Source organism: Peptoclostridium acidaminophilum DSM 3953, assembly GCF_000597865.1.
Classification (GTDB): Bacteria; Bacillota; Clostridia; order Peptostreptococcales; family Peptostreptococcaceae; genus Peptoclostridium_A; species Peptoclostridium_A acidaminophilum.
On the sequence record NZ_CP007452.1, the window covers coordinates 1,556,567 to 1,570,855 of the forward strand.

Annotated in this window: 9 protein-coding genes, 1 pseudogene and 1 riboswitch; of the genes and pseudogenes, 2 read left to right on the plus strand and 8 right to left on the minus strand. The window is 43.8% G+C overall.

The genetic code is table 11. The features are described from left to right. Nucleotides 1-125: 125 nt before the first annotated feature. Together EAL2_RS07775 and cysK are read left to right on the plus strand one after the other, a co-directional pair. Complete coding sequence (locus EAL2_RS07775) at nt 126-1,337, plus strand: NADP-dependent isocitrate dehydrogenase (RefSeq protein ID WP_025435838.1); 1,212 nt, start codon at nt 126-128, stop codon at nt 1,335-1,337. Between the two features lie 163 nt (nt 1,338-1,500). After that, a complete protein-coding gene (gene cysK, locus EAL2_RS07780) occupies nt 1,501-2,433 on the plus strand; it encodes a cysteine synthase A (RefSeq protein ID WP_025435839.1) in 933 nt (310 codons plus the stop codon). Between the two features lie 89 nt (nt 2,434-2,522). Here the strand turns inward: cysK and EAL2_RS14805 are convergent, their stop codons facing one another. From EAL2_RS14805 to EAL2_RS07820, 8 genes and pseudogenes are all read right to left on the minus strand, one after another. After that, complete coding sequence (locus tag EAL2_RS14805) at nt 2,523-3,521, minus strand: copper amine oxidase N-terminal domain-containing protein (RefSeq protein WP_025435840.1); 999 nt, start codon at nt 3,519-3,521, stop codon at nt 2,523-2,525. A gap of 68 nt (nt 3,522-3,589) precedes the next feature. Then, a riboswitch (cyclic di-GMP riboswitch) is annotated at nt 3,590-3,672 on the minus strand. Nucleotides 3,673-3,788: 116 nt separating this feature from the next. After that, nucleotides 3,789-4,910 carry an IS200/IS605 family element RNA-guided endonuclease TnpB gene (tnpB, locus tag EAL2_RS07790; RefSeq protein ID WP_025435841.1) on the minus strand — a complete coding sequence of 374 codons (1,122 nt, stop codon included), beginning with the start codon at nt 4,908-4,910 and terminating at the stop codon, nt 3,789-3,791. A 254-nt stretch (nt 4,911-5,164) separates the two neighbouring features. Beyond that, the gene (locus EAL2_RS07795; protein ID WP_038601956.1) at nt 5,165-7,447 is read right to left on the minus strand and encodes a xanthine dehydrogenase family protein molybdopterin-binding subunit; all 2,283 of its coding nucleotides are present in this window, start codon (nt 7,445-7,447) and stop codon (nt 5,165-5,167) included. 93 nt (nt 7,448-7,540) lie between these two features. After that, nucleotides 7,541-8,905, minus strand: a complete 1,365-nt coding sequence (locus tag EAL2_RS07800; protein WP_025435843.1) for a uracil-xanthine permease family protein — start codon at nt 8,903-8,905, stop codon at nt 7,541-7,543. 212 nt (nt 8,906-9,117) lie between these two features. Further along, nucleotides 9,118-11,334 (minus strand): beta-propeller domain-containing protein, encoded by a 2,217-nt coding sequence (locus tag EAL2_RS07805; protein WP_025435844.1) that lies wholly within the window; start codon nt 11,332-11,334, stop codon nt 9,118-9,120. 175 nt (nt 11,335-11,509) lie between these two features. Continuing rightward, on the minus strand, nt 11,510-12,682 hold the full coding sequence (locus EAL2_RS07810; protein ID WP_201770164.1) for an RNA-guided endonuclease InsQ/TnpB family protein: 1,173 nt from the start codon (nt 12,680-12,682) through the stop codon (nt 11,510-11,512). After that, nucleotides 12,645-13,271: pseudogene (locus tag EAL2_RS07815) on the minus strand (IS607 family transposase). The gene EAL2_RS07810 and the pseudogene EAL2_RS07815 overlap by 38 nt, the downstream one beginning before the upstream one ends. Before the next feature lie 131 nt (nt 13,272-13,402). Further along, nucleotides 13,403-14,224, minus strand: a complete 822-nt coding sequence (locus EAL2_RS07820; RefSeq protein ID WP_025435846.1) for a Cof-type HAD-IIB family hydrolase — start codon at nt 14,222-14,224, stop codon at nt 13,403-13,405. Between the last annotated feature and the right edge of the window lie 65 nt (nt 14,225-14,289).

Sequence of the window (14,289 nt, forward strand, 5' to 3'; positions counted from 1 at the left end):
TCTACAATAAACATTTCCAAAGCTGCCTCAAACTATTGATTATTAGCATTATCAAAGTGTATAATAAGTTGATTAATAAAGATTTGTCATTTTAAATGTTTAATTATATTGAAAGGAGAAATATTATGCCAAATAAAATTCAAATGAAGACCCCTCTTGTCGAGATGGACGGAGACGAAATGACCAGAATAATCTGGAAGGAAATAAAGGACATACTTCTGCTTCCATACATAGACCTCAATACAGAGTATTATGACCTTGGACTTGAAAAGAGAGATGAGACTAACGATCAGATAACTATAGACTCGGCTCTTGCAACAAAAAAATACGGCGTTGCCGTAAAATGCGCCACTATAACTCCTAATGCTCAAAGGGTCACTGAATACAACTTGAAGCAGATGTGGAAAAGCCCTAACGGAACAATCAGAGCCCTTCTTGACGGTACGGTTTTCCGCGCTCCTATAACAGTAGACAGCATAAAGCCTTTCGTTAAGAGCTGGAAAAAGCCTATAACAATAGCCAGACATGCATACGGCGATGTATACAGAAATGTAGAATACAAGGTTGAGGGAAAAGGCAAGGCTGAACTTGTATTCACTTCAGAAAGCGGAGAGGTTTCAAGACATACCATATTCGATTTTGACGGTCCCGGAGTGATACAAGGTGTTCACAACCTGGACAAGTCTATAGCCAGCTTTGCAAGATCGTGCTTCAACTACGCACTCGATACAAAGCAGGAGCTTTGGTTCTCTACAAAGGACACAATATCAAAGATATACGACCATAGATTCAAGGACATATTCGACGAGATATTCGAAAACGAGTATAAATCAAAATTCGAAGAGGCCGGCATATCATACTTCTACACGCTAATAGACGATGTGGTTGCACGTATCATAAGATCCGAAGGCGGAGTAATATGGGCTTGCAAGAACTACGACGGAGATGTAATGTCAGACATGGTTGCATCGGCTTTCGGCAGCCTTGCCATGATGACATCGGTGCTCGTGTCGCCAGATGGCAATTTCGAATATGAGGCCGCTCACGGCACTGTTACTAGACATTACTACAAGCACCTCAAGGGCGAAGAAACTTCTACAAACTCCATGGCCACAATTTTCGCATGGTCAGGCGCCCTTAGAAAACGCGGCGAGCTGGACGGCACAGCCGAGCTTGTAGACTTTGCAAACAAGCTCGAGAAGGCTTCTATACAGACTATTGAAGAAGGTGTAATGACAAAAGACCTTGCCTCGCTTTCAGAGATCAAGGATATCAAAGTTGTAAACACTGTGGATTTCCTGAAAGAAATTGCAGCAAGACTCGAAAAAATGCTTTAAATGCTTGCAAAAGCCGCATTCCCATGTCAGGGATGCGGCTTTTATTTTTTTATTTGATTTATGTGCTTTTTTTCACAAAACTATTGACAACAAGACCATTATTTAATATCATATAAAACATATCAATCATATATGTTTTATATGATATAGGAGGCGATTAAATATGGCTAGAATTTATTCAAGCTTGACTGATCTTATAGGAAACACCCCGCTTTTGGAGCTTGCCAATTATTCCAGGCAGAATAGCTTGGGCGCCAGGATTGTTGCAAAGCTTGAGTATTTCAACCCTGCGGGCAGCGTCAAGGATAGAATCGGATATGCTATGATAGCAGATGCTGAATCGAAGGGACTCATCAATCCTGATTCGGTAATTATTGAGCCGACAAGCGGCAATACAGGCATAGGGCTTGCCTCGGTTGCTGCGGCAAAAGGCTATCGCGTAATACTTACAATGCCCGAAACAATGAGCGTCGAAAGAAGAAATCTTCTGAAAGCCTACGGCGCTGAGCTTGTACTTACTGACGGCTCGCTGGGCATGAAGGGAGCTATAGACAAGGCCGAGGAGCTCGCCAAGGAAATCCCCGGCGCTTTCATCCCCGGACAATTTGTAAATCCTGCAAATCCTGAAGTTCACAGGAAAACAACCGGACCTGAAATTTATGCAGACACAGACGGCCAGGTGGATATATTTGTATCAGGCATCGGCACGGGAGGCACAATTACAGGAGTAGGCGAATACCTCAAATCTCAGAATCCTTCAATAAAGGTAGTCGCTGTAGAACCTGCAGATTCGCCGATTCTTTCCCAGGGCAAGGCGGGCCCGCATAAAATCCAGGGTATAGGCGCAGGCTTTGTCCCTGCAACTTTGAACACCGGAGTTTATGATGAAGTCATAGCTGTCCAAAACGAAGAAGCATTTGCAACAGCAAGAAAGCTTTCCAAGGCAGAAGGTCTTCTTGTTGGCATTTCATCAGGCGCAGCTGTATTTGCAGCCACACAGCTGGCTTTGCGCCCTGAAAATGCAGGCAAAACAATAGTTGTGCTCCTTCCCGACACTGGCGAGCGTTACCTGTCAACACCGTCATTCCTCGAGTAACAGTATAATAACGATATCAAATGGAAAAAGCACCTGACGCGGCATTATTGCTCATCAGGTGCTTTTTATTTACTATATGTTATGTACTATTATGGTTGAACCTCTACAGCTACAGACTGATCCAGTATATCATCTGCTGAAGCTTCATCAGCTGCAGGCTGCTGTATCTCAGATGGTACGCCTGTGTCTCCTGAAACAGACTGTTCAGTTTCTGTTGATTCGTCAGTATCAGCGCCATCAGTCTGAGGCTCTTCAACCGCTGCTTCGCCATCCGAAGGAGCTTGAACTGACTCAGCTTCATCTGCAAGTTCCTCTTCGTCTATTTCAACCGTCTGAGTTTCCTCGTCCCATTCCACGCTCAATCCAAGGCTTTCCGCAATAAATCTTAGAGGCACAAAAGTCCTGTTGTTGAAGCTTTCCGCTGTTGCTCCAAGCTCCACTTCAGTACCACTAACTGTTGCAATTCCTTCTCCAAGCTTTATTACTATTTCAGTGCCATCCTTTGTTATCGTTACACTTTGCTCTTTCTGATTCCATACAACATTGGCGCCCATTCCTTCTGTCACAGCCCTTACAGGTATGAGCATACTGCCTTCCTTTATAACCGGCGGCACGTCAAACTTTAGCTTGGCTTTGTTTGATATTATGCTCTCAACTGGCATTGCTTTTACTCCAGGGTACTGGGCTTCAAGAGCCGTTGCCTTGTCTGTAATCTGCTGCAACTCTTCAGCCGTATATCCGCTTTTAGTGAGAGCCTTCAACTCTTTCTTAAGCTCTTTTACCTGAGCCATATAGGCCTTTTTTTCAGCCACAAACTGCGGCTGCTTTCCTTTTGCAGCATTTTCAGGCAGGTTGCTGTTCGTTTCCCCCTCAGCAGAAGCTTCCAGCTTGCCAGCCGAATCACTTTTTTTGCTGCCGGCAGTTTTTTCATTCTCAGCTTTTTCCGCCATCCCTACTTTCTCAGTTTTTACTGATGCCTTGGCCTTTGGAGTCTTCTTTGAATCAGATGGTCCTTTCGCCATTGCCACTGAAGAAAAAAGCAGCATGAAAACTACAAGCAGTGACATTATCCTTCTCATCCTTCGCATTATAACTTCCTCCTTTTTAATTTTAGGCATATAATCTCCAGATGATTTATTCAACCCTTTGGATTCTCTTCGGCAGCCCTGCCACCCTAGCTTGCGCCTTAGGCCCGTGGCTTTGCGTCCCTCCCTTTCGAGAGCTTTGCCATTTCGGAGATTAGATGTCTTGTGGATATATATATCCACAATTACTATTTTGAACTACCGCCACCTACACTAACGCTTAGAGGTGGACGGATTCCTAAGAATACCGCTCCAACGAGCAGTTTATTATTAGGCTAACCCCGTAGTTCCTACGGTTAGAAGCCTTAGGGCTTCGTTTTTAAGATTTATGCTTGCGTTAATATCTCTGTCATGGTTTGCTCCACATTCTAGGCAAGTCCACTCTCTGACAGAGAGATTCTTAACGTCTTTATTCTTGTAACCGCAATCAGAGCATAGCTGACTTGAAGCAAAGTTCTTAGCTACGGCGACGACTTGCTTACCGTACCAATTGGCTTTGTATTCAAGCATTGTTCTGAATTGTGCCCAAGACACCTCGGATATCGCTTTAGCTAGCTTGCCGTTCTTGAGCATGTTGGATACCTGCAAATCCTCAATGCCGATGATGTCGTGGTTTTTGACTATCTCGGTAGAGATTTTGTGCAGATAATCTGCTCTTGCATTGGCTATATGCTCATGTATTCTGGCAACCTTGACTCTTTGCTTATGCCAGTTATTTGAGAACTTGGTACGCTTTGATAGTATGCGTTGCTCTCTTGCAAGCTTTGCTTCAAGCGTTCTGAAAAACTTGGGATTCTCGTATGCTGTGCCATCTGAAAGTATGGCGAAATCTTTCAGGCCTACGTCTATTCCGCATGAAGAATTCGACTTGGGTAGCTCTTGCACTTCGCTTTCAACAAGCACAGATACAAAATATTTGCCGGATGGATTACGCCTTATAGTGGCACTCAGAATCCTGCCATTTATTTCTTTAGACTTAGCGAACTTGATTAGACCAAGCTTAGGCAGTTTGATTTTGTTGTCTACTATGGCTATATTGCTATTAGTACATTTTGTAGTATACGATTGCACTTTGTTTCTTTTGGATTTGAAACGTGGAGCATCATTCTGCTTCTTGAAGAAACGGTCGAAAGCATCACCAAGATTCTTCAGGGAGGATTGCAGCGCTATGCTGTCTACTTCCTTGAGCCACACAAGTTCTTTCTTGAGTTGGGTCATTTGCGCAGAGCAATAATTATATGTCAAGCCCTTGCCTGTTTGTCTGTATTCGTTATTCCAAGCATTCAGGAAGTGATTGAACACAAAGCGGCTACAGCCTATTGTTTTGGCTATCAGTTCTCTTTGCTTGCTATTTGGATATATACGGAACTTGTACGCTTTGCTAATTAGCATTGCTTTTCACCTCCTGGTGTGACATATAAGGCTGATTTCTGCTATTATATGTATACCCCTGGAGCAGACACAAAAAACACAACTTGAAAACATTAGACGATTCATCCCCCACCTAAGAGGAGGAGGGTATTCTCGCCCTAATATTGATAAATTATTACATTTTATGAATACATTAAATAGTTTGATAGTCCTAAACAAACATTAAAAAGTATAGTGAAGGCCTCCCGATTTCCCGGGAGGCCCTGATTTCTTTCCTATTTGTTATTTATGCCAGTAAATATCTTTTCCGCAGTTATCGGAAGTCTTCTGACATTGATTCCGCATGCATTGTAAACAGCCGCAGCTACTGCCGGCGGAGGTGTGTTTATAACGACCTCTCCTACTGACTTAGCACCGAAAGGACCTGTAGGCTCGTGGCTTTCCTCAAAATCCACTCTTATGCTCCTTATATCCTCCCTGCAAGGAATCTTGTATTGCATAAAAGAATCCGTTATCATCCTGCCCTTTGAAGTGTAAACAACATCCTCATACATTGCCATGCCTATGCCCTGCGCTATGCCGCCCTCCACTTGTATCCTTGCCAGATTGGGATTTATGACTGTACCGCAGTCAACAACTGCCACATAGTCTATAACGTCGAATTTGCCGGTTTCCTTGTCAAGCTCTATTTCCGCAAACCCGGCCACAAAAGGTGGAGGAGAGACGGGGCTTCCGTACGTTCCGCTGCCTGAAAGCTGCTTTGAAAGAGTACCCACAAGGAGCTCCTCAGCCAGCTTTCGTATCGAAATCGACTTTTCTCCGTTTGACGTAAACACCTTTTCTCCGTCAAATTCAAGCTCGTCTTCCAATGCATCAAGCTTCATTGCAGCCAAGTGCTTCATGTTTGCTATAAGCTCTTCAGCCGCCCGCACTACAGCCATGCCTGTTACATACGTCGTGCTCGAAGCGTATGAACCCGGATCGTATGGCGATATGTCGGTGTCCGAAGCGTTGACTACTATGTTGTCCATTTGAGTTTTGAGCGCCTCGGCCGCCATCTGGGCAAGTATCGTGTCGCTGCCCGTTCCCATGTCTGTAGCACCTACATACAGCGTGTAGCTGCCATCGTCGTTGAGCTTTATGTCTGCAGACGCAGTGTCTATATTGGCGATTCCCGAGCCCTGCATTGTCACTGCCATACCTACAGCCCTTACCTTATTTTCGGATATCTGCCTTGATGGGAATTTTTCATCCCAGCCTATCATTTGCTTTCCATTTTGTATGCATGCATCGAGAGTTGAGCTCTCCATTGTCTTGCCGTATGCTATAGTGCTTTCGCCCTCTTTTATGAGGTTCTTCAGCCTGAGCTCAGTAGGATCCATTCCAAGCTTATGAGCAAGCTCATTGACTGCGCATTCCTGCGCAAATGTGCCCTGCGTGGCTCCATAACCCCTTAGAGCTCCTGCAGGCATCTTGTTGGTATACACTGCGTGGCCGTGATATCTGAGGGCGACCGCCTTGTTGTAAAGCGGAAGAGTTTTTTGGCCTGCTACAGCAAAAACTGTAGGTGCATGCTCCCCGTAAGCCCCCGTATCCGAAAGGGCTTCCATGTCAACAACCTTTATTGTTCCGTCATTAGTCGCTCCAAGCCTAACCTTTATCCTCATGGCGTGCCTGCTCGTAGTGCAACTGAAGGTTTCCTGCCTGTCATATACTATCTTTGAAGGCTTGCCTGTTCTTAGCGTCACAAGCGCATTGAGTATCTCGACTGCCGCAGTCTGTTTTGCTCCAAAGCCCCCGCCAATTCTTGGCTTTATTACCCTTATCCTGCTTGCAGATATCTCAAGGGCCCTGGCAATATGCCTTCTGACATGGAAGGGTATCTGAGTTGACGATACAACTATTAGCCTTCCAGTATGGTCCAGATAGCTAAAAGACCTGAACGTCTCCATCATGGCCTGCGCCTGGGCCTGAGTGTAGTATGTCTGCTCGACAATTACGTCGCACTTTCCAAGCTCCTCTTCTATGTCGTTTCCAAACTCCGCCTTGTGGTATGTCGCTATATTCCTATCCTTGTCGAGACCTATGTCAAAGTTGCAATGCAGGTTGTCCTCGGGATGGACTATGGACTTGTGGCCTATGGCCTCTTCAAAATCAAGCACGGGTTCGAGCACTTCGTACTCCACCTTTATCATGCTTAATGCCTTTTCCGCAGTCTTTTCATCCTTTGCCGCCACAAGCGCAACCTCGTCCCCGACATATCTTACTATATCCTCAAGTATGAGCCTGTCATAAGGAGATGGCTCAGGATAGGACTGCCCCGCCAAAGTGAATCTCACATTGGGCACATCCTTATATGTCAATACGCACTCAACGCCGTCTTGAGCTTCGGCCTTTGAAGTATCTATTGTTTTTATTCTTGCAAAAGCATGAGGGCTCCTTAGCAGCTTTATAACAAGGGCATCCCTCATTGCAAGGTCGTCAGTATATACAGGCTTGCCTGTAGAAATGGCCATTCCATCTATCTTCGAGTAACCTTTGCCTACGATTTTTTTCATGTCCAAACCTCCGGTACAACGTATTTATAGCGGGAATTCTTATATGAATATTCCAAATGAATTCATCCATAGTTATATTATAGCTTTATACGATCAGCTTTGACAAATATTATCTTTGCACTCCTTCTCGGCCTCATGCTTTTTTTTCAGTAATGTATCTGCATCATCCGGGAGAATGATGTTAAGGAGTATCGCAACAAAAGTTGCTACTGCAACACCAGAGCCTTCAAAAAGCATCTTTAGCATGTGAGGAAAATGCTTGGATGCCTCCGGAACAAGGCTGAAACCAAGTCCAAGTCCCAGCGACACGGCGAGTATGGTTCCATTTTTTCCTCGCAGAGGCTCTTCAGTAACCTGATTAATGCCGCTTACAACCATCATGCTGAACATTACAACAGCAGCCCCTCCAAGTACGCTAGGCGGCATTACAGCCACAATTGCACCGAGTTTTGGGAAAAAGCCGGCCAGCAGCAGGAACATTGCTCCCATGGCGACGGCAAATCTGTTTATAACTCCCGTCATTGTTATTATTCCCACATTCTGGCCATATGATGTATTGGGAAGTACGTTGAACAGCGCCGCAAACGAAGTTCCCAGTCCGTCTGCTATGACTGCTCCAGACACCTCTCTGTCTGTAGCACATCTTCCTCCAATTCCTCCTGACACGATGCCACAAGTATTCCCAACCGTTTCAACTGTAGATATAACATTCATTACAAACATCGAAAGCATAGCGTCCAAATAGAATTCCATGCCAAACTTTAAAGGTACAGGCACAGCAAACCAGTGCGCATTTGCAACAGCTTCAAAGTTTATTTTACCCATTGGAATCGCAACAATGTAGCCAACTATAAGCGCTATCAGAACAGCCGACATGCTCGTCATTCCTTTTGTAAACTGCTTGAAGAATAGGAGCGTTGCTAGCACAACAGTGCCTAGCATTAGATTCTGAACAGATCCGAAATCTTCTGCACCGACTCCTCCGGCAAAGTATTTCATACCAGTTCCTATAAGCGAAAGACCTATGGCAAGCAGCACAATCCCTGTTACAAGCGGCGGAAAGTATTTTCTTATGTATTTAATGCCTAATCCTATAAAAAGCTGAAATATGCCTCCTGCAAAAACAGCTCCTAGCACCCCCGGAAGTCCATACTTCATGCCTATAGCAATGCATACAGGCAAAAATCCAAAACTTGTCCCCATTATTATCGGCAGCCTTGCTCCCACAGGGCCTATAGGATAGCACTGCACTAGCGAAACTATGCCAGCTACAAACATGGCGCACTGTATCAGGAATGACTTTTCTGCAACAGAAAGGTTAAGCACGCCTGAAATTATTATTATAGGAGTTATATTTCCAACAAACATTGCCAGCACATGCTGAAGTCCAAGTGGTATTGCTGTTGTAAGCGGCGGTTTTCCGTCCAGCTGGTAAATGAGATCCTTACTTTTTTCCAATTCCATACCTCCACTGATAATATCATATGATTTTTTTCAAACCAAATGCTATTATAACATATCTTTATATATAATCGAACATTAATTGTTGTCATTTTACTATAGTCTGCTATTTTTCAAATCCCGCATTGCGTTGAAGCCGCATGCATTCAGCCTCAAGTGTAATAAGCCGAGCACATTATCGAAAGAATCGATGCCCGGCTTATTCGTATTTATTTATTCTCGAAACTTATGCTGTCTATAACTGACAAGTCCGCGATGTCGTGTGATTTGATCTGGCTGTTTGAAATTGTATAAACATAATCACCAATATATATTATCCTTCTTATGTTTTTGTCACTTTCATACCAGTAGTCTCCCGCCTTGGCATAATCCTCCTGTGAAAGATGCGTAGCCCTCCCCCTGAGGCTGAAACCTTTTTGCATGTCAAGTGTATATGCGTACGCTCCCTGGTATGCGAATCTTACAACCCCATCAGATGACTTGCTCATTACCGTTACAGGAAGAGCCATGAGTGATTTTTCCTTCGAGAACAAAAGCGCCTTGTGATTGTCAAGCAGCTCCGAATATGTCCCGCTGTCTCCTATTATCACTTTGTATTTTTCTACAGGATTTGCAACATCGCTGACATCAATGAGCCCTATCTTCATCCCCTTTGTAACAAGGCCGTTTTTAGTCATTTCCGTCTCCTTGCCAAAGCCTATTATGTGGTTTTCATCATACGGATGCAGATAGTCGCTAAAGCCCGGTATCTTAAGGTATCCGAGCACCTTTGGACTCTCAGGGCTGGACATATCCACGGCATAGAAGGGATCTACCTGCCTGAACGTCACCATATAAGCCCTATCTCCCATGAACCTTGCCGAATATATCCTCTCCGTTGGAGCCAGCCCTTCTAGCCTTCCCACAGTTTTCATTGATGAATCAAGCACATATATGTTGTTTTTTGAGGTATTCTCGTATGTTCTCCAAGCTTCGCCAGATGTCGTGGCAATCCTGAAAAAGCCATTATATTCGTCCATCGAGAACTGGTTAAGCACAGTCCCCGGAACTGAGCCTTTAGCCACGTATTCCAGTTTGGCATTCCCAAGTGCGAACTTATACGCTTCTGTATTCACCTTGTATACAGGATAATAAGTCTCTCTCTCATCAATCTTTGCTTCATAGTCGTAGGTGAATCTTGTAGCGGCTACATAAAGATTTTCCCTGGAGCAATAAATGTTTTGTCCCGAGCCAAGATACGCCGAGATGTTTGCCTTCTTTGCCATGTCGTCAAGGTCTATGCCCGCTGTGACAAGATAATTGGCATCCGGACTGTCCGGGAAATACCTTATTTGCTCGTATGGAACTTTCACAGTCCCGCCAGCGGCACTGTCATATGCTGACGGTATCATGTCATCCCTTTCACCCTTTAGTATTGTATGGATGTTCTTGCTTGCCACGATGTAGAGGCTGCCGCCTGTGACTCTCGATGCCACATAGCTTCCGTCTATTTGTATATCTCTTGCAAGCTTTGGAGATGTTTTGTCCGAAATGTCGTATAGTTTGATTTTAACAGAGGTTGCAGGGCCAGGCCAAATGCTTGATTTTGCGTCGCCTTCCATTATCCTCACATCGGCCGAGCTTCCTATGACTATCAGCTTGTCCTTATATAGGTACAGCTCATTAGAGGCGTATGTATCATCAAGCTTTATCTCCGCCGCAAGCGAAAGCTTTCCTGCCAAAGCCCTTACTATTGAAACGCTTCCTTTTCTGTACTCATAAATATAGCTTCCATCCGTCTTTACTATGTCAGACTCGTCGACTCCCTCAACCTGGAGATTTGTCGAGGAATAGTCTGCGCTCTGCGATTTGCTTTCAGCCTCCGCCGCGTTGTCCATGACTCCAGTCGAAGGCATAGCCTCCCTGATACCGCCATAGCTTCCAGCATACTTTTCCGAATACTCAAGCAGCGAAACCAGTTTTTCGTAGCTGCCTACTATCGGCAGCTCGTCTGCCTGCGAAACAGGTTTTTCACCTGTCTTTATATTTACAATGCGCTTTTCATTGTCCCATGTGACATTACTTCCAAAAGCTTCTGAAATGAAGCGTAAAGGTACAAGAGTCCTACTGCTTACAATTTTTGGCAATATGTCAAGCTCCACGATTCTGCCGTTGACATAGGCATACTTTCCGCCTATCTTTACGGTTGCAGACGAATCCTCACTATAGGCTGATGCGGTTCTTTGACTCTCGTTCCAGTCAACCTTAAGGCCGAGCTCCTCGAAAAGCTTTCTGAAAGGCACCAAGGTTCTTCCGTTTTCTATCACCGGCTTGACATCGAACTCCACCTTTTTGTTGTCGATTACAACACTGATTTCCTGCGCACTCACCAGCCCCGAGAACACGAAAACCACAAACATTAAGCTAAGCAATAAAATCCTCTTCATTGACAGCCCTGCTACTCGAAATATGGACAAATATACCCATATCGAGATTTTTACTGCTTCAACGAACCCCGCCTTGACGATTGCTATTCAATCTGTCTACTACGGTTTGGTATAGCTCTCCACAGTCGTAAATTCCCGAGATAGCCCTCGGTACATATATAAGTGCCTGTTTTAGTTAGGCTATCTTATATTCTTTCGCATTAGCCAAATTAATTGAAGCATTCAAGTCTCTGTCCATGACGAGTCCGCAGGCACACTTGTATGTCCGCTCGGAAAGCTTCAAGTCCTTCTTGTGTGCTCCGCACTCGCTGCAAGTCTTTGACGATGGATACCACCTGTCCACGATTCTCATTTCTATGCCGTAGATGCTCGCCTTGGAGACCAGCTTAGTCTTGAACTCATGGAACTTCTGCTTTTGCACAGCTTTGGCTAAATGCCTGTTCTTCATCATGCCGCTTACATTAAGGTCTTCGATTGTTATAAAGCTTGGTTTTTGCTTTACAATCTCATAGACCGTCTTGTTTATGTAATCGGTTCTTATGCTAGCTATTCTTTGATGAAGCTTTTGCACCTTGGTTATCTGTTTTTGGATATTTCGCCTGGTAGCATCTCCTTTTTCAGATTTTTTTAGTTTTTTCAGACCCTCGTATTTCCTCGAAAGCCTGCGTTGCTCACGCCTTAGCTTTTTTTCAAGCTTTTTGACCCTTGCGGTCTTGTTGATGTTTTTCTTCACGATCCCATTTGAGTAGACCGCAAAATCCTTCAGCCCCAAATCAACGCCTATTCCTTCGGTATATGGTTTTGAACAATTGATGGGTGTATCTTCCTCCACAAGTATCGACACATAGTATCTGTCAGCCTTTTGGGACACTGTGCCACTTGTGACTATTGATTCTGCCGGTATGTAGCCAAACTCCTTGAGTCTCATCCAGCCCAGCGTAGGAATCTTAACCCTGTGCCTTTCAAGAGTCCAGTCCGTCTTGTTGTTCTTGGGTAAATAAGCTTTCACCAGCTGCTTGTTTTTCTTCTTGAACTTCGGAAAGCCGGCTTCGCCCTTGAAAAATTTTGTGAAAGCCTTATCGCCGTTCATAATGGCTTGCTTTACGGCCTTTGACGACACACCTTTAATCCACGCATGGTCTGGATTGCTCGGAATAAACTCGTTGTTGATCCATTTAGAAAAGTCCATACCCGAGACGAAGCGCTTCTCGGCTTCGTAAACCTGCTTGTTATGTGCGATGTAGAAATTATAGATAAACCTGCATACACCAATGGTCTGATGGATTTTAACCTTCTGCTCTGCAGTTGGCTTAATTTCTATCTTGTAGGCTCTTTTCAATTTCTTCATCCTCTCTGATTTTTTTCTTGTACTTTCTCAGACCATATATTCTAAAGCCAAATACATGCAATATCGAAATTATATCTTGGACTAGCTCTTCTTGCGGGGACAGACTTTCATTATTGACGACGATTAGCTTGACATCAAATTTGCTTAAAAACCTTTCAAACCAATCGTATCCAAATCTTACAAACCTGTCTTTATGGGTTATGATGATGGATTCTATTTCGTTTGTCATACATTCATCAATTAGTTTATTCCATTTTTTGCGATTATAATTCAGCCCACTCCCGTAGTCCTCGATAACTTCATCTAAAATAATGCCGCTTGCATTTGCATAGTCCCTAAGAAATTGTACTTGATTTTTCAAATCGTCTTTTTGATTGGATGTTGAAACTCGGGCATACAGAACAGTTTTCCTTTCGACATCTGTCGCCTTTAACCCTTCGTACAGAAGATATTGCTCATAGGTATAATATCTTCTGTTTGTAGGTGTCCTGGATGCTTTTAGTACACCTTCGTTGTCCCGACTTTATAGTGTCTTAACCGAGACATTTATTAATTCTGCAAATTCACTTGGTTTATAGTGTTTACTCATATACCCATCACCTCATAAGTATACATTGACACTTTTGTCGATTTTTGTCTACATATCCTCGAACTATTGCAATCTCCTATCCTTCAGTTTTATCTTCGAACTGTCCAAGCTGACGCCTTTGGGATGTTGCTCTACTTTTTCAATATAAGATTGCTCTGCGCCCAGTTCACAACATATTCGATCGCATGCTCGTCATTCGAAGGACACTTGTATTGTGCCATATCCAGCAGCTTTCTATATCCGTTGGCTACACAAAATCCATAACCCGACCTCGCTATCATTTCATAGTCATTCATGTTGTCGCCCACTGCAATCACATTTTTCATGCTTGCCCCAACCATGCCACACAGCTTTTCTAGTCCTGATCCTTTCGATACTCCTTCGGGCAGAATCTCAAGATAGTTTTCGCTGCTCCTTATGAGGTTGCAATCACCAAACATGGCTTTGAAGGTCCTCTCGATATGGTCTATCTGGAGTTGCTCTCCTATTATTAGTATCTTGGTCCAGTTTCTGTCCCAAGCATGTGCAGGCACCTCATAATATATTTTATACCCCTTTTGCTCAAGTCTACCTGTAAATATGCACTTCCTGTATATGAATATCTTCTCGTCACAGTAAACCTCTATTCCAAGCGAGCTCTCATGATCAGCAAGCTTTACTATCATGTCCTTTATGCGCTCCTCGAGGAACGTTTCATAGAGAGTTTTCTCATTTGAAAAATCATAAATTTTCGAGCCGTTGTATATTACAAACGGCAGCTGCAAAGGAAGAAGGTCAATGTACCTTTTTACAGAATCTACAGTCCTTCCGGTAGCGATAGTAAACATTCCGCCCATTTCTATGAACCTGTTTATGGCGCTTATATTTTTAGCTGATATTGTGCCTTTGCTGTCTATTAGCGTTCCATCCATATCTGATACAAGCATGTAACCTTTGAATATTTTTGTATCCATAAAAACCTCCAGCTCATTTTTAATTCATATGAATAATTCTAACTCAATTCTAACTCATTGCTTGC